This window comes from Lentzea alba (assembly GCF_047445655.1).
Lineage (GTDB): Bacteria > Actinomycetota > Actinomycetes > Mycobacteriales > Pseudonocardiaceae > Lentzea > Lentzea alba_A.
Map to the genome: position 1 here is coordinate 172,801 of NZ_JAJAEG010000005.1, position 15,744 is coordinate 188,544.

At 69.2% G+C, this 15,744-nt stretch carries 12 protein-coding genes; 10 read left to right on the forward strand and 2 right to left on the reverse strand.

Translation table 11 applies throughout. The annotated features are described in order from the left end of the window. The first annotated feature begins 64 nt into the window (after positions 1-64). Positions 65-475, forward strand: coding sequence for a hypothetical protein (locus tag LFM09_RS10520; protein ID WP_414096154.1), 411 nt, complete (start codon positions 65-67; stop codon positions 473-475). Position 476: 1 nt separating this feature from the next. Here the strand turns inward: LFM09_RS10520 and LFM09_RS10525 are convergent, their stop codons facing one another. Then, entirely contained in the window at positions 477-1,475 is a 999-nt protein-coding gene (locus LFM09_RS10525; protein WP_414096155.1) for a LacI family DNA-binding transcriptional regulator, read from the reverse strand. A 125-nt stretch (positions 1,476-1,600) separates the two neighbouring features. Here LFM09_RS10525 and LFM09_RS10530 point away from each other — a divergent pair, with 125 nt between their 5' ends. Genes LFM09_RS10530 through LFM09_RS10565 form a run of 8 tightly spaced genes read left to right on the forward strand, consistent with a single transcriptional unit; the run spans position 1,601 to position 11,027 of the window. Then, positions 1,601-3,103, forward strand: coding sequence for a sugar ABC transporter ATP-binding protein (locus LFM09_RS10530; RefSeq protein WP_414096156.1), 1,503 nt, complete (start codon positions 1,601-1,603; stop codon positions 3,101-3,103). 55 nt (positions 3,104-3,158) lie between these two features. Then, positions 3,159-4,208, forward strand: a complete 1,050-nt coding sequence (locus LFM09_RS10535; RefSeq protein WP_414096157.1) for an ABC transporter permease — start codon at positions 3,159-3,161, stop codon at positions 4,206-4,208. Beyond that, positions 4,201-5,151, forward strand: a complete 951-nt coding sequence (locus LFM09_RS10540) for an ABC transporter permease (protein ID WP_414096158.1) — start codon at positions 4,201-4,203, stop codon at positions 5,149-5,151. Before LFM09_RS10535 ends, LFM09_RS10540 begins: the two co-directional genes overlap by 8 nt. Further along, entirely contained in the window at positions 5,148-6,209 is a 1,062-nt protein-coding gene (gene rhaS, locus LFM09_RS10545; RefSeq protein ID WP_414096159.1) for a rhamnose ABC transporter substrate-binding protein, read from the forward strand. The genes LFM09_RS10540 and rhaS overlap by 4 nt, the downstream gene beginning before the upstream one ends. Before the next feature lies 1 nt (position 6,210). Then, positions 6,211-6,522, forward strand: a complete 312-nt coding sequence (locus LFM09_RS10550) for an L-rhamnose mutarotase (RefSeq protein WP_414096160.1) — start codon at positions 6,211-6,213, stop codon at positions 6,520-6,522. Between the two features lie 32 nt (positions 6,523-6,554). Further along, positions 6,555-7,709: an L-rhamnose isomerase gene (gene rhaI / locus LFM09_RS10555; protein ID WP_414096161.1), complete on the forward strand. Its 1,155-nt coding sequence runs from the start codon at positions 6,555-6,557 to the stop codon at positions 7,707-7,709. Between the two features lies 1 nt (position 7,710). Beyond that, positions 7,711-9,735 carry a bifunctional aldolase/short-chain dehydrogenase gene (locus LFM09_RS10560; protein ID WP_414096162.1) on the forward strand — a complete coding sequence of 675 codons (2,025 nt, stop codon included), beginning with the start codon at positions 7,711-7,713 and terminating at the stop codon, positions 9,733-9,735. Continuing rightward, positions 9,732-11,027 (forward strand): rhamnulokinase, encoded by a 1,296-nt coding sequence (locus LFM09_RS10565; protein WP_414096163.1) that lies wholly within the window; start codon positions 9,732-9,734, stop codon positions 11,025-11,027. The genes LFM09_RS10560 and LFM09_RS10565 overlap by 4 nt, the downstream gene beginning before the upstream one ends. Here LFM09_RS10565 and LFM09_RS10570 read toward each other — a convergent pair. Further along, positions 10,975-14,127: a family 78 glycoside hydrolase catalytic domain gene (locus LFM09_RS10570; RefSeq protein ID WP_414096164.1), complete on the reverse strand. Its 3,153-nt coding sequence runs from the start codon at positions 14,125-14,127 to the stop codon at positions 10,975-10,977. The two genes, LFM09_RS10565 and LFM09_RS10570, sit on opposite strands and share 53 nt — an antisense overlap. Positions 14,128-14,396: 269 nt before the next feature. Between LFM09_RS10570 and LFM09_RS10575 the strand changes: the two genes are divergently transcribed. Further along, positions 14,397-15,704: a jacalin-like lectin gene (locus LFM09_RS10575; RefSeq protein ID WP_414096165.1), complete on the forward strand. Its 1,308-nt coding sequence runs from the start codon at positions 14,397-14,399 to the stop codon at positions 15,702-15,704. The last annotated feature ends 40 nt before the right edge of the window (positions 15,705-15,744 follow it).

Consider the following 15,744-nt stretch of genomic DNA (forward strand, 5'->3'; position numbering starts at 1 on the left):
TCAGCCCGTGGCTAATGTTGTGCCGCGGCCGCAAACAGCCATCGACAAAAACGAGGTGAAAATCGTGCGTGCTATTTCGACGTTCGTGGTGACCGCAGCCGCGATAATGGCCACCGCTCTGCCGGCAGCAGCGGCCCAGGTCGACGCCGAGATGACCATCCAGTCGCAGGGGCGGCTGACGGCGCGCGGAGCTGCGGTGATCGTGCCCATTCGGGTGATGTGCCAGAAAGGCGCGACCGGGTCGCTGTGGGTGCAGGTCACCCAGAACGTGCGCGGTGAGCTCGCGATCGGCGACAAATACACGCCGAGCGTGGCGTGCACCGGCCAATTCCACAAGGTCGACGTGACCGTGGTGTCGCGCACCAAGGCGTTCCGGCAGGGCGTCGCATTCACGTCGGCGTCGTTGAACGTCTACCTCCCGCCGGACAATTCGAGCACCGTCGAAGACGAACGGGAAATGATGCTCGTCCGGTAATTCACCGTTTTACGGCGCTTGACGCGCGGACCACGAGCTCCGGCTGGAACTTCACGTGCCGGTGCTCGTGGTCCGGCTCGTTCTCCGCCAGCAGCAGCTGGGCGGCCGTGCGACCGAGTTGCTCGCGCGGCTGGCGCACCGACGTGAGCGGCACCGCGGCCGCCGCGGCGAACTCGATGTCGTCGTAGCCCACCACGGCCAGGTCGTCCGGCACGCGCAGGCCTTGCTGGGTCATCGACTGCAGCAAACCCAGCGCGAGCAGGTCGTTCGCGCAGAACGCCGCGGTGGGCCGGCGTGCGGCAGGCAGTCCCACGAGCCTCTCCCCCGCGCCGCGTCCTTCCGCGACCTGCAGGCCTTTGGTCTCCAGAAAGGTGAGCGCATCCGCTGGCAGACCAGCGTTTGTTACCGCTCGCATCGCTCCCTCGTGCCGATCACGCACCTGCTGGATGGACATCGGGCCACCGACCATCGCGATCCGGGTGTGGCCGGTCTCGATCAGGTGGGTCACCGCGAGCTCGCCGCCGAGCACGTCGTCGACCGCCACCGAGCAGTGGGTGCCGTTCGACTCGCGGTCGACCAGCACCACCGGGGTGCCGCGGTCGGTGAGCTGCTCGGCGTCGACCGGGGTGATCAGGATGCCCTCGACCCGTTGCTCGTGCAGCAGCTCCAGGTACTCGCGTTCGCGGCTGTCGTCCGACGCGCTGTTGCACAGGAACAGTGCGAGGCCCGCCTCCCGCGCCGCGTCCTCCACGCCCCGCGCAACGTCGGTGAAGAACGGGTTCGCCGCGTCGAGCGCGACGTAGGCGATCACCCGGCTACGACCCGCACGGAGCTGACGCGCGGACTCGTTGCGCACGAAGCCCAGCTCCTCGATCGCGGCCAGCACGCGCTGCCGCGTCGCGGGCGCGACGACGTCCGGTCGGTTCAGCACGTTCGACACGGTCGCGTTCGACACGCCGGCGTGCTGCGCGACGTCGCGGATGCCCACTGACGGCTTCACGGGCGACTCCTTTGTTGAAACGTGACAACGGATCGTAGCTCCCCACTCTTGACATGTCGCCCCGCCGCGCCCAGGCTGCACGTAACTCGGCTGTTAAAACGTTTCAACATCGAGGAGACGTCAACGTGGACCGACCTCCCGTGGTGGCACTGGACGAGGTGAGCAAGTCCTTCGGCGCCGTCCGCGCGTTGTCCGGGGTGTCGCTGCGACTGCTGCCCGGCGAGGCCCACGCGTTGCTCGGGGAGAACGGCGCCGGCAAGTCGACCCTGATCAAGACCCTGGCCGGCGTCCACCGCCCGGACGCGGGCCAAGTGCTGGTCGACGGCACCGTGCGCCGCTTCTCCGGCCCCGCCGACGCACTCGCCGCGGGCATCGCGATCATCTACCAGGAGCCCACGCTCTTCGGTGACCTGTCGGTGGCGGAGAACGTCTTCATGGGCCGCCAGCCGCTGGGTTTCGGCCGCCGCATCGACGTTTCCGAGATGCACGCCCGTACTTCGGAGTTGTTCTCCCGCTTGGGTGTCCGGCTCGACCCCGCCCGCCCGGCGCGCGGACTGTCCATTGCGGACCAACAGCTGGTGGAGATCGCCAAGGCGCTGTCGTTCGACGCCCGCGTGATCGTGATGGACGAGCCGACCGCCGCGCTGTCGGCACACGAGGTCCAACGGCTTTTCGGCGTGGTGCAGGCGTTGCGGGCGCAAGGCGCGGCCGTGCTCTTCGTGTCGCACCGGCTCAACGAGGTGTTCGACCTGTGCCAGCGGGCCACCGTGCTGCGCGACGGCGAGTTCGTCTGGTCCGGTCCGCTTGACGAGGAGACACCGGACTCCTTGGTGCGCCGGATGGTCGGCCGCGAGCTGTCGCAGCTCTTCCCCAAGGAGGACACCACCGCGGGCGAGGTGCTGCTCTCGGTCCAACGGCTGACGCGCGAAGGCGTGTTCACCGACGTGTCGTTCGACGTCCGGGCGGGCGAGATCGTCGCGCTCTCGGGCTTGGTCGGCGCCGGCCGCAGCGAGGTCGCACGTGCGGTGTTCGGCATCGACCGCCCAGACGGCGGCTCGGTCGTGGTGCGCGGCCGCAGGCTGAAGTACGGCTCACCCACTGCCGCGATGGCCGCGGGCGTCGGCTTCGTGCCGGAGGACCGGCGCCAGCAGGGGCTCGTGATGGACGCGTCCATCGAACGCAACACCGCACTCGCCTCCCTGGGCCGGCTGTCGACGTTCGGGCTGCTGCGACGGCGTTCGGAGCGCACTCTGGCGCAGGACTGGGCGGTGAAGCTGCGGCTGAAGTTCGCGCGGCTGAGCGACCCGGTCGGCGTGCTGTCCGGCGGCAACCAGCAGAAGGTCGTGCTCGCCAAGTGGCTGGCCCGCAAGCCTTCGGTGCTGATCGTCGACGAGCCGACGCGCGGCATCGACGTCGGAACAAAAGCCGAGGTGCACCGCCTGTTGTCCGAGCTGGCCGGGCAGGGTGTAGCCGTGTTGATGATCTCGTCGGAGCTGCCCGAGGTGCTCGGGATGGCCGACCGGGTGCTGGTCATGCACGAGGGGCGGCTGGTGGAGGAGCTCGCCAGGGCCGACGCGACTGAGGAACGGGTGGCGCTGGCGGCGGCCGGGCAGGTGGTGGCGCGATGATCGTTGCATCGCATTCGCGGCGTGGCGGTAGCGGCCAGCGGGCAGGTGGGCGTCCATGACCACTCAACTCAACCCCGCCGTCGCCCCACCCTCGTCCCGCCGCACCGCCGCCCGCCGCCTGTCCACCCGAGTAGGCCGCGTCCGCGAGCTCGGCATCGTCGTGGCCCTGGCCTTGGTCGTCATCCCCACGGCGATCGTGAACCCGCGGTTCATCCAGCCCCAAAGCCTCCGCGACCTCCTCCTCAACGCTTCGATCGTCGCCCTCCTGGCAGTCGGCCAAACCCTCGTGGTCATCACCAGAAACGTCGACCTGTCAGTAGGTTCCGTCCTGGGCCTGTCCGCTTTCCTCACGGCACAACAGTTCGCCGACCATCCCGGCACCCCTCTCGTAGCGGGCATCGGGTTCGGCGTAGCGGTAGGCCTGGCCTGCGGACTCCTCAACGGCCTCCTGGTAGCGCTCGGCAACGTCCCCAGCCTCGTGGTCACGCTCGGCACGCTCTACGTGTTCCGCGGCATCGACTACGCCCTGGCCCAGGGTCGCCAGGTCAACGCCGCCAACCTCCCCGACGCCCTCCTGAACCTGGGCAGCAGCCGCATCCTGGGCATCCCGATCCTGGTCCTGATCACCATCGCCGTGATCGCGGTAGCCGCCGTGTACCTGCGCTCCTACCGCTCAGGCCGCGAGCTGTACGCGATCGGGTCGAACCCGGAGGCCGCCACCCTCGCCGGCATCCCCGTGGCCAGGCGCACGCTCACCACGTTCGTCCTGAGTGGACTGATCGCCGGCCTCGCCGGCGCGCTCTGGGTGGCCCGGTACGGCACGGTCGACGCGGCCGCGGGCACCGGGCTGGAACTCCAGGTCGTCGCGGCCGTCGTGGTCGGCGGCGTCGCGATCTTCGGCGGATCGGGCACGGTCGCCGGCGCCGCACTGGGCGCCCTCCTCCTGGGCACGATCACGAGTTGCCTGGTGGTGCTGCAGATCCCCGCGTTCTGGCAGCAGGCGATCGCGGGCGCGCTCCTGCTCAGCGCCATCACCGTCGACCGCGTGCTCGCGCTGCGGCTGGCCAAGGCGTTGCGCAAGACCGAAGGGACCAGCCATGCGTAGCCTTCTGCGGTGGGAGACCGCACTGGTGTTCCTGCTGATCGTGGTAGCGCTAACAGGCCAGGTCAGCACTGGCGGCTCGTTCCTGGACGGCAGCAACCTCTTCTACCTCGGCCTGGACATCGCCGAGATCGCACTGATAGCGCTACCACTCACGCTCGTGATCGTCGCCGGCGAGATCGACCTCTCCGTCGCCTCGGTGCTCGGCCTGTCCAGCGCACTGATCGGCTGGCTGTGGAACGCGGGCTGGCCCCTGGAGACGATCCTGCCGACCGTGATCGTCGTCGGCGCGATCTGCGGAGCGTTCAACGGACTGCTCGTCACCCGGCTCGGACTGCCGAGCCTCGCCGTCACCATCGGCACGCTCGCCCTCTACCGCGGCCTGGCGCTGGTGGTGCTGGGCGACACGGCGGTCGCGGACTTCCCGGCCACCTACACCGAGTTCGGCACCACTCCGGTGCCCGGCACCAACATCCCGTACCCGATCGTCCTCGCGGCAGCGCTGGCGATCCTGTTCGGCGTCGCACTGCACGCCAGCTCGTTCGGCAGGTCGGTCTACGCGATCGGCGCCAACGAGGAGGGCGCCCGGTTCTCCGGCATCCGGGTCAAGCGGATCAAACTGACGCTCTTCGTGCTCGCCGGGGCGGTGGCCGCGATCGCCGGCATCGTCTACACGTTCCGCTTCTCCAGCGCCCGCGCGGACAACGGCGTCGGACTGGAGCTCGCCGTGGTCGCCGCCGTGCTGCTCGGCGGGGTGTCCATCTTCGGCGGCAAGGGATCGCTCTTCGGCGTGCTCGCGGGCGTGCTGTTGCTGGGCGGTCTGCGCAACCTCCTGATCCTGCAGGACACCTCGACCGAGGTCCTGACCATCGTCACCGGGCTCCTGCTGCTGGTGAGCGTTCTCGCCCCCTCGATCACCCGAACCCTCCGAAAGGCAACGACATGAACACACGTCTAGTGGTCGCTCTGGTGGTGTCCGGGGCCGTCGCACTCACCGCCTGTGGTGGCACGACGAAGGACAGCTCGAGCCAGCAGACCGGCGGCACCACCAACGCTGCCAAGGCCGACCCGAACGCGCCGCTCAAAGAAGGCCTGAAGATCACGTTCCTGCCCAAGCAGGTCAACAACCCGTACTTCACGGTGGCGCAGAAGGGTGCCGAGCAGGCGGGCACCGCGATCAAGGCCGAGGTCAAGGCGACGGGACCGTCCGACGCGGCAGCCTCCTCCCAGGTCACCTACATCAACACCGCCGCCCAGCAGAAGCAGAACGCACTGGTGATCTCCGCGAACGACGCCAACGCCGTCGCGCCCGCACTCAAAAGCGCACGTTCACAAGGCCTGAAGGTCGTCACGTTCGACTCCGACGCCGCACCGGACGCCCGCGACGTCTTCATCAACCAGGCCACCTCGAACGAGATCGCGGCCGGCCAGGTCAAGCTGATCTCGCAGGCGGTCGGCGGCAGCGGCGAGATCGCGATCCTGTCCGCGACCCCGAACGCCACCAACCAGAACGCGTGGATCGAGGTCATGAAGACCGAGCTCGCGAAGCCCGAGTACGCGGGCCTCAAGCTCGTGGAAACCGCGTACGGCAACGACGACGACCAGACTTCGTTCCAGAAGACGCAGGGTCTGCTGCAGGCGCACCCGAACCTCAAGGGCATCATCTCGCCGACCACCGTCGGTGTCGCCGCCGCAGCCCGCTACCTCAGTTCCAGCGAGTACAAGGGCAAGGTCCAGCTGACCGGCCTGGGCACCCCGAACCAGATGCGCAAGTTCGTGCAGGACGGCACGGTCAAGGACTTCGCGCTGTGGGACCCGACCAAGCTCGGCTACCTCGCCACCTACGCCGCGGCCGCGCTCGCGTCCGGGCAGATCACCGGTGCGGAGGGCGAGAAGTTCAAGGCCGGCGACCTCGGCGAGTACACGATCGGCGCCAAGGGTGAGGTCGTGCTCGGCCCGCCGACGGTGTTCAACTCCGGCAACATCGACAAGTTCGACTTCTGACATGCGCGTCTGCTTCACCCTGCGGGTCCGGGCCGACCGGCTCGACGAGTACAAGGCACGGCACCGCGAAGTGTGGCCCGAGATGCGGGCCGCCCTCAGCGAGGCGGGCTGGCGCAACTACAGCCTCTTCCTCGCCGGGGACGGCCTGCTGATCGGGTACCTCGAATGCGACGACTTCGACTCGGCGCTCGCGGAGATGGCCCGCACCGAGGTGAACGCGCGGTGGCAAGCCGAGATGGCGGAGTTCTTCGAAGGCGACGGCAACGCCGACGAACGCATGCGACCGCTCGACGAGGTCTTCCACCTCGCCTGATTTCTCGGGGACTGAAAGCTTTGGGGAGAACCATGAGTGTGAAAGACGCGTTGCGCGAGCAGCGGATCGAGACGCCGTCGTGGGCGTACGCGAACTCGGGCACCCGCTTCAAGGTGTTCGCGCAGCAGGGAGTTCCGCGCACGCCGTACGAGAAGATCGACGACGCGGCGGTCGTGCACCGGCTCACCGGCGTCGCGCCCACGGTCGCGCTGCACATCCCGTGGGACAGGGTCGACGACTACGGCAAGCTCGCGTCCTACGCGCGGGACCGCGGGGTCGCGCTCGGTGCCATCAACTCCAACGTCTTCCAGGACGACGACTACAAGCTCGGCAGCGTGTGCCACCCGGATGCTTCCGTGCGGCGCAAGGCGATCGGGCACCTGCTCGAGTGCGTCGACATCATGGACCAGACTGGCTCGCGCGATCTGAAGCTCTGGTTCGCCGACGGCCTCAACTACCCCGGCCAGGACAACATCCGGGCCCGCCAGGACCGGCTCGCCGAGGCACTCCAGGAGACCTGTGCACGGCTCGGCTCCGACCAGCGGATGTTGTTGGAGTACAAGCTGTTCGAGCCCGCGTTCTACACGACGGACGTGCCGGACTGGGGCACGGCGTACGCGCATTGCCTGCAGCTGGGCGAACAAGCGCAGGTCGTGATCGACACCGGGCACCACGCACCCGGCACGAACATCGAGTTCATCGTGTCGTTCCTGTTGCGCGTGAACAAGCTCGGCGCGTTCGACTTCAACTCGCGCTTCTACGCCGACGACGACCTGATGGTGGGCGCCGCGGACCCGTTCCAGCTGTTCCGGATCATGCACGAGATCGTGCTCGCGGACGCGCTCACACCGGCCGCGGGCATCGCGTTCATGCTCGACCAGTGCCACAACCTGGAGCCGAAGATCCCGGCGATCATCCGCTCGGTGCTCAACGTCCAGGAGGCCACCGCGAAGGCACTCCTGGTGGACCACGATGCACTGGAAACCGCGCAAAAGGCCGGTGACGTGCTCGCCGCGAACGGCGCGTTGATGGATGCCTACAACACCGATGTCCGCCCACTGCTGCGAGAACTCCGCGAGGAGATGGGCCTCGACCCCGACCCGATGGCCGCCTACGCGCGGTCCGGGTACGCCGAGCAGATCGTCCGTGACCGAGTCGGCGGCGAGGCCGCCGGATGGGGTGCCTGAAATGACCGAGGTGGAAGCGCTTCTCCACCGTTCCAACCGGCTGGGAGCCGATCCGCGCAACACCAACTACGCGGGCGGCAACACTTCCGCCAAGGGCGAGCAGCTCGACCCGGTGACCGGCCGGCCCGTGGAACTGTTGTGGGTCAAGGGATCCGGCGGAGACCTGGGCACACTGACCGAGTCCGGCCTCGCGGTGCTGCGGCTGGACCGGCTGCGTGCGCTCACCGACGTCTATCCAGGCGTCGAACGGGAAGACGAGATGGTCGCCGCGTTCGACTTCTGCCTGCACGGCAAGGGCGGCGCGGCACCGTCGATCGACACGGCCATGCACGGCCTGGTGGACGCCCCGCACGTCGACCACCTGCACCCGGACGCGGGCATCGCGTTCGCGACCGCCGCCGACGGCGAAGCGCTCGTCAAAGCCTGCTTCGGCGAGCGGGTGGTCTGGGTGCCGTGGCGGCGGCCAGGTTTCCAGCTGGGTCTGGACATCGCCGCCGTCAGACGCGACAACCCGCAGGCGATCGGTGTGATCCTGGGCGGGCACGGCATCACCGCGTGGGGTGCCACCAGCGACGAGTGCGAGGCGAACTCCCTCGACATCATCAACACCGCCCAGCGCTACCTCGACGACCACAGCCGCCCCGACCCGTTCGGCCCGGTCGTCCACGAGCCGCTGCCCGAACGAGAACGCCGGGTGCGGGCCGCCGAACTCGCGCCGGTGATCCGCGGCCTGGCCTCCACGGACAGCCCGCAGGTCGGGCACTTCACCGACACCGACGCGGTGCTCGACTTCCTGTCCCGCGAACGGCATCCGGAACTGGCCGCGCTCGGCACGTCCTGCCCGGACCACTTCCTGCGCACCAAGGTCCGGCCGCTGGTGCTCGACCTGCCCCCGACCGCGCCGCTCGACGACGTCGTGGAGCGGTTGGAACGGCTGCACGACACCTACCGCGAGGACTACAAGGCCTACTACGAGCGGCACGCCGAGCCGGACAGCCCGCCGATGCGCGGCGCGGACCCGGCGACCGTGCTCGTGCCGGGCGTCGGCATGTTCAGCTTCGGCAAGAACAAGCAGACCGCACGCGTAGCCGGCGAGTTCTATGTGAACGCCATCAACGTGATGCGTGGAGCCGAGTCGGTGTCGAGGTACGCGCCGATCGAGGAACGCGAGAAGTTCCGCATCGAGTACTGGGCGCTCGAAGAGGCCAAGCTGCAGCGGCTGCCGAAGCCCAAACCGCTCGCCACCCGCGTCGCGCTCGTCACCGGCGGCGGCTCGGGCATCGGCCGTGCCATCGCGCAACGCCTCGCCGCCGAGGGCGCGTGTGTGGTCGTCGCCGACCGCAACGGTGAGGCAGCGCGCGAGGTCGCCGAGCGAATCGGTTCGACAGACGTCTCGGTGCCGGTGACCGTCGACGTCACCGACACCGCAGGCATTGTCGAAGCGTTTCGACAGGCCGCGCTCGCGTTCGGCGGCGTCGATCTGGTGGTCAACAACGCCGGCCTGTCGATCTCCAAGCCGCTGGAGATGACCACCGAGGCCGACTGGGACCTCCAGCACGACGTGATGGCCAAGGGTTCGTTCCTGGTGTCCCAGCAGGCGGCGAAGATGATGCGCGCACAGGCGATGGGCGGCGACATCATCTACATCTCCAGCAAGAACGCGGTCTTCGCCGGCCCGAACAACGTCGCGTACGGCGCCGCCAAAGCCGACCAGGCACACCAGGTCCGGCTGCTGGCCGCCGAACTGGGCGAGGACGGCATCCGCGTCAACGGCATCAACCCGGACGGGGTGGTCCGCGGTTCCGGCATCTTCGCCGGCGGCTGGGGTGCCCAGCGCGCCGCGGTCTACGGCGTGCCCGAGGAGGAGCTCGGCGAGTTCTACGCCCAGCGCACCCTGCTCAAGCGCGAGGTGCTGCCCGAGCACGTGGCCGCCGCGGTGTTCGCGCTGACAGCGGGCGATCTGTCCCTCACGACCGGGCTGCACGTGCCGGTCGACGCCGGTGTCGCCGCGGCGTTCCTGCGATGAGAGCGGTCGCCGCGGTCGATCTCGGGGCGTCCAGCGGCCGCGTCGTGCGCGGCCTGATCGGCGACGGCCTCAAGGTCGAGGAGGTGCACCGGTTCCCCAACGGGCCGGTGCACCTGCGCGACACGCTGCACTGGGACGTGCCCGGGCTGTACCGGGAGGTTCTCACCGGGCTGCGACGAGCGGGTGAGGTCGACAGCATCGGCATCGACAGCTGGGCGGTCGACTACGGCCTGCTCGACGCGCGCGGCCGGCTGCTGGACAACCCGGTGCACTACCGCGACTCCCGCACCGAGGGCATCACGCCACCGGACGGCCTGTACGAGATCAACGGACTGCAGTTCCAGCCGTTCAACACGATGTTCCAGCTCATGGCGGAACCGCTGCTGCCCCAGGCCGCGCAGCTGCTGCTGATCCCCGACCTGCTCTCCTACTGGCTGACCGGCGAACGCGGCGCTGAGTACACCAACGCCACCACAACGGGCCTGATCGACGTCCGAACCGGACAGTGGTCGTCCGAGCTGACCCGCGATCTGCCCTCGAACCTCCTGCCGGACTTGCGTCATCCCGGCGATCCCGCGGGTGTCTACAACGGCGTCCCGGTCACGGCCGTTGGTTCGCACGACACCGCGTCCGCCGTCGTCGCCGTGCCGGCCGAGAACGAGCGGTTCGCCTACATCTCGTGCGGCACCTGGTCGTTGGTGGGCGTCGAGCTCTCCGCACCCGTGCTCACCGCCGAGAGCAAGGCCGCCAACTTCACCAACGAGGGCGGCGTCGACGGCACGATCCGCTACCTGCGCAACGTGATGGGCCTGTGGCTCCTGCAGGAGTCCCTGCGGGTGTGGGACGCAGGCCTGGAGCCGTTGCTGCGGGAAGCCGGGCACGCGACCGGATCCGTGTTCGATCCCAACGACCCGGTGTTCGTCCCACCGGGCGACATGCCCGCGCGGATCCAGGAGCGGTGCGGGAAGACCATGACGAGACCGGAGATCGTGCGGTCCATCCTGGACAGTCTCGCGATCGCGCACCGCGACGCCATCGCGGACGCCCAACGGTTGTCCGGCAAGGAAGTCGAGGTCGTGCACATCGTCGGCGGCGGCTCCCGCAACGAGCTGTTGTGCCAGCTCACCGCCGACGCGTGCGGTCTACCCGTGGTCGCGGGGCCAGCCGAGGCGACCGCACTCGGCAACGTCCTGGTGCAAGCTCGTGCCGTGGGCGCCGCACAAGGCACGCTCACCGATCTCAGGAAGCTGGTGAGGGAGTCTCAGCCGCTGCGGCGCTACCTCCCCCGCTGAACCTCCACCGCCCGTGCGGCACCTTCACCACGGCGGTGCCGCTCGCGTGCGGCACGTGCACCTCGGCGGTGGAGCCCACCGGCACGTCGACGGTCAGCCTGAGCACACCGTCGACCTTGGCCCACGCCACCCCGATGCGCCCGCGCACGCTCTCGAACTCGAACCGCGCCCACGAGACGCCGTTCGTGGCGTTCGGCCGGACGGTGAACGTCCGGTACCCCGCATCACCCGGCACGAGCCCGGCGACGTGCTCGTACAGCCACTGCGCGACCGTGCCCTTGAAGTAGTGGTTGCGCGAACGGGTGCCGGTGTCCCACATCTCCCACATCGTGTCGGCGCCGTTCTGGAACCAGTGGCCCCAGCTCGGATACGACCGTTCAGTGGCCGTGGCACTGGCGACATCCGCATGCCCGTTGTCGCTCAACGCCTTCAGCAGCACGCTCGCGCCGAGGCAGCCGACGTTGACGTGGTTGCCGTTGGCCTTCACCTCCGCCGCGAGCCGGTCCGCGACGGACTGGACCGAGCCGGCGGGAACCATGCCGAACGCCAGCGGGATCGCGTTGGACGTCTGCCGGTAGTCCGGATCTTTGGCCGTGCGGTAGTAGCCGTCGAGGAACGTCTTGTTGAACGCGGACAACAGGCCGGCGGCGACCTCGCGATAACGCGGCACCGGCCTGCCGATCACGTCACCGAGCTCGGCGGTGTGCAGCAACGCGCGGTAGAGGTACGCGGTCGCGGTCAGCCGGGTGTCCTCGGGCGGCAGGCCACCGGAGCCGGGCGGCAGGAAGTCGCCGAGCGCGGTGACCGCCAGGCCGTTATGGAGCCTGCCGATCTCCCAGTCCAGGTACCGCGTGAGCACCGGCCAGTGCTGGGCGGGCAGGCGTTCGTCGCCGTAGATCCGGTACATCTCCCGCAGCACGAACGGGTACACCGTCGTCCACTCCGGCGCGGGCGCGAGCTCGCGGTAGCCCCAGCCACCGCTCGGCACGATCACCGGCAGCTGGCCGGCCGCGTCCTGGCTCTCCGCGAGGTCGCCCAGCCACTTCGTGAAGAACTTCGCCATGCCGAACTCGCCGAGCATCGACGGCGCGCCCACCTGCGCGTCACCGGTCCAGCCGTTCTTCTCGTAGGTCGGCGTGTCGGTGGGGATGCCGTGCAGGTTGTTCAGGACGGTGCGGCGCATCGCGGCGTCGTACTGCTCGAACAACGGCTCCGAGCAGCGGAACGTGCTGACCTGCGGCACATCGGAGTGCACGACACGGCCGACGAGTGCCGGTGCGGTGGTCAGGCCCGTCACCTCGACGTAGCGGAAGCCCTTGTAGGAGAACTTCGGTTCCCACGTGTCGTCGCGGCCGGCGCAGACGTACTCGTCGAGCTGGATGCGATTGCCCGTGACGTGACCGTTCTCCATGCGCACGGTGCCGTCGGGGTTCAGCGTCTCGCCGTGCTTGAGCCTGATGATCGTGCCCGCGGGCGCGGTCGCGGTGAGCTTCGTCCAGCCGGACATCGTGCGACCCATGTCGGCCACGAACACTCCGGGCTTCGGTGACGTGACGGTGGGCGTGACCGACTCGATCACCCGGATCGGTTCGTGTTCCTGGGCTTTCAGCGTGCCTTTGGGAGCCGGCCGTTGCGGTGCTGTCGGCCACGAGCTGTCGTCGAAGCCCGGTTTCGTCCAGTCACGCGGGGCGAGCCGGGCGTCGTAGGTCTCGCCGGTGTAGAGCGAGTTCGACACGGTGGGGCCGTCGGTCAGACGCCAGGTCTCGTCCGACGTGATGGTCGTGCGCGTCCCGTCCGGGTGGTCGATCTCCAGCTGGGCCAGCAGTTTCGGCTCGTCGTGCCACGGCGGGCGCTCCCAGTGCCACACGTTCGGCGTCTTCATGCCGTAGAAGCCGCGGCCCAGCGTGACCCCGATCGCGTTGCGACCTCTGCTGACCAGCTCGGTGACGTCGTGCGTCGCGTACAGGACGGTGTTGTCGTAGTCGGTGAAGCCGGGATCGAGCACGCGGTCACCGACGCGGCGGCCGTTGATCTCCGTCTCGTGGTACGCCAGCCCGCTGACGTACAGCCGGGCACGCTTCACCGGCTTGCCCAGCGCGAACTCCTTGCGCAGCAACGGCGCCGGTTGCTCGACAACACTGACGTTCGATCCCCACGGGCCCTGACCGTACGGGTCGAGCACGGTCGCCGGCGCCCATGCCGAGTCGTCGAAGTCCGTTGCCCGCCAACCGGGTTGCTCGATGTCGGTCACCTTCCAGCCCGGACCGGTGACCAGCTCGCGCTGTCCGTCCGGCAGGTCGACCAGCAGTCGCAACAACAGTCCCGCCGGTCCGGGAGACCGGTTCGTCGCTCGCGCGGCCAGCACGATTCGCCTGCCGCTCAACAGCCGAGTGACGTCAGCACGTTGGCCCACCTTCCACACGTCCGTCTGCTCCGGCACGTGCAGAACCTCGGACCCGTTGACGTACAACGTGAAGTCGTCGTCCGCGGTCGCGACCAGCCGCGCGCGGACCGCGTCCGCGGGCAGGTCCAGCCGGGTGCGGAACCACCTGCTCTCCGGTGGCGTGGTGGCCGACCAGATCCACGAGGCGCCGGTGAAGCCGATCGACGTGTCCGGGGCGCCGATCCACCGCGCCTGCCACGGCGTGCCGAGCAGGGCCGTCTCCCACCACCCGTTCGCACTCCACGCCGACACCCGGTCGGCGCCGTCCCACACCCGCACCCGCCAGTGGTAACGCGTGCGCGGCCGCAACTCCGTGCCGCCGTAGGGAATTCCTGTCGTGCGGTCCGATCTCACCCGGCCGGACCGCCACACGTCCGCACGTCCGGGCGCGGTGCCCACCTCGACCTGGTAGGCCGTCTGCCGCGCGCCGGAACCGCCCGCCGCCAGCACCCAGCCCAGCCGCGGTGCCGTGACGTCGGTGCCCAGCACGGTCTCCGCGTACTCGACCGTGGTGCGCACGACCCGCAACCCACCCGCCCGGTCCCCGCCCGCCCAGATCCCGTCCGACTGGTCCCGCGCCGCCTGCGCCACCCCGACCGGCAGCGCCGTCGTGGACAGCCCGACCGCCGATGTCTTCAGGAACTCCCGTCGCCGCACGTCGTCTCCACCTTCGTCGCTGGATGAAACGTTTCAATTCCTGAGGCGACAGCCAGGGTGTTGGGCGCAGCGAGGGACGTCAAGACGTTCGTCGGAAGCCTGTCCACAACCGGACAAGCAGTTGAAACGCTTCAATCGTGCGCGCCGATTTTGAATTCGACGTCGAATTCGACAGGGGCGGCCGCACGACCGCTTTGTTAGCGCTCACACATCGTGGATCATCGTGCCGCGTTCGTGGTGCGAACGCTCCCATCCCTGCGAGGAGCAGCATGCGACGATCCACCCTGCTCGTGATCCCGGTCGTGCTGGCGGCGCTCGTCCCGCCCACCGCCGCAGCGTCCACAGCTGCCGCCGGCGGCAGCTTCGAGGTGCTGACCTACAACGTGGCGGGCCTGCCGGAAGGCCTGTCGTCCGGCAACCCGGCCGTGAACACCCCGTTGATCAGCCCGCGGCTGGCGCCCTACGCCGTCGTCAACGTCCAGGAGGACTTCAACTACCACGCGGCCCTGTACGCGGGCGACAACCACGCCCACCGCACGCCCACGAGCGGCGGGGTGCCGTTCGGCAGCGGTCTGAACACCCTGTCCCACCTGCCCTACAGCGACCTCCAACGCACGAAGTGGTCGTCCTGCAACGGCACGGACTGCCTGACGCCCAAGGGCTTCACGTACAAGCGGATCAGGCTGGCCGACGGCGTGCACGTCGACCTCTACAACCTGCACCCCAACGCCGGCACCGAGAACGCCGACCTCGCCGCGCGCCGGTCGAACATCAGCCAGCTGTCCCGGTTCATCGCCGCGAACTCCGCGGGCAACGCGGTCATCGTCATGGGCGACACCAACACCCGCTACACCCGCGCCGACGACAACATCCGCGAGCTGATCACCACCAACGGTCTCACCGACGCGTGGGTGCAGCTAGAACGCGGCGGCCAGGCACCGGCGGCGGGCAGTCCGGCCGTGCTGTGCGACCCGGCGGCGCTCACCGACTCGTGCGAGGTGGTCGACAAGATCCTCTACCGGGGCAACCGGCAGATCACGCTGACCGCACGGGACTACCGCAACGACAACGCCGCGTTCGTCGACGCACAGGGCAAACCGCTGTCCGACCACTACCCGATCGCCACCCGGTTCGACTGGACGGCCGACGACGGCATCAAGCTCAGCGCCGAGCTCGGCGGCCCGCACGGCACCCCGTTCACCGACCTCGCCGCGGCCGACCTGGGAGCCGTGCGCACGCTGACACTGCGCGGCGGCAGCAGGTTGGACCAGATCGCGGTCACGCTCGCGAACGGCGCGACGTTCAGCCACGGCGGCACCGGAGGCACGGCGACGACCCTCACGCTCGAACCCGGCGAGCACCTGGTCTCCGCGAAGCTGAGCCAGGGCAAGCACAACGGCCACACGCGGGTGTTCTCGGCCGCGTTCACCACCAGCCGAGGCCGCACGCTCTCGGCAGGTCAGCCCACCGGTGAGACGCTGACCGTCACCGCACCGGCGGGCTGGCGGATCGCCGGCTTCACCGGCCGGGCGGGCGCCGAGGTCGACCGGCTCGGCGCGATCTTCGTACCGGCCTAGCCTCGTGAGTGGTTTCCGTCGCCGCGGCGACGGAAACCAC

Bases quoted from the DNA above. Each gene is read 5' to 3' on its own strand.
- LFM09_RS10535 (WP_414096157.1), top strand. From the start codon at position 3,159: ATGACCACTCAACTCAACCCCGCCGTCGCCCCACCCTCGTCCCGCCGC.
- LFM09_RS10540 (WP_414096158.1), top strand. From the start codon at position 4,201: ATGCGTAGCCTTCTGCGGTGGGAGACCGCACTGGTGTTCCTGCTGATC.
- rhaS (WP_414096159.1), top strand. From the start codon at position 5,148: ATGAACACACGTCTAGTGGTCGCTCTGGTGGTGTCCGGGGCCGTCGCA.
- LFM09_RS10550 (WP_414096160.1), top strand. From the start codon at position 6,211: ATGCGCGTCTGCTTCACCCTGCGGGTCCGGGCCGACCGGCTCGACGAG.
- rhaI (WP_414096161.1), top strand. From the start codon at position 6,555: ATGAGTGTGAAAGACGCGTTGCGCGAGCAGCGGATCGAGACGCCGTCG.
- LFM09_RS10560 (WP_414096162.1), top strand. From the start codon at position 7,711: ATGACCGAGGTGGAAGCGCTTCTCCACCGTTCCAACCGGCTGGGAGCC.
- LFM09_RS10565 (WP_414096163.1), top strand. From the start codon at position 9,732: ATGAGAGCGGTCGCCGCGGTCGATCTCGGGGCGTCCAGCGGCCGCGTC.
- LFM09_RS10575 (WP_414096165.1), top strand. From the start codon at position 14,397: ATGCGACGATCCACCCTGCTCGTGATCCCGGTCGTGCTGGCGGCGCTC.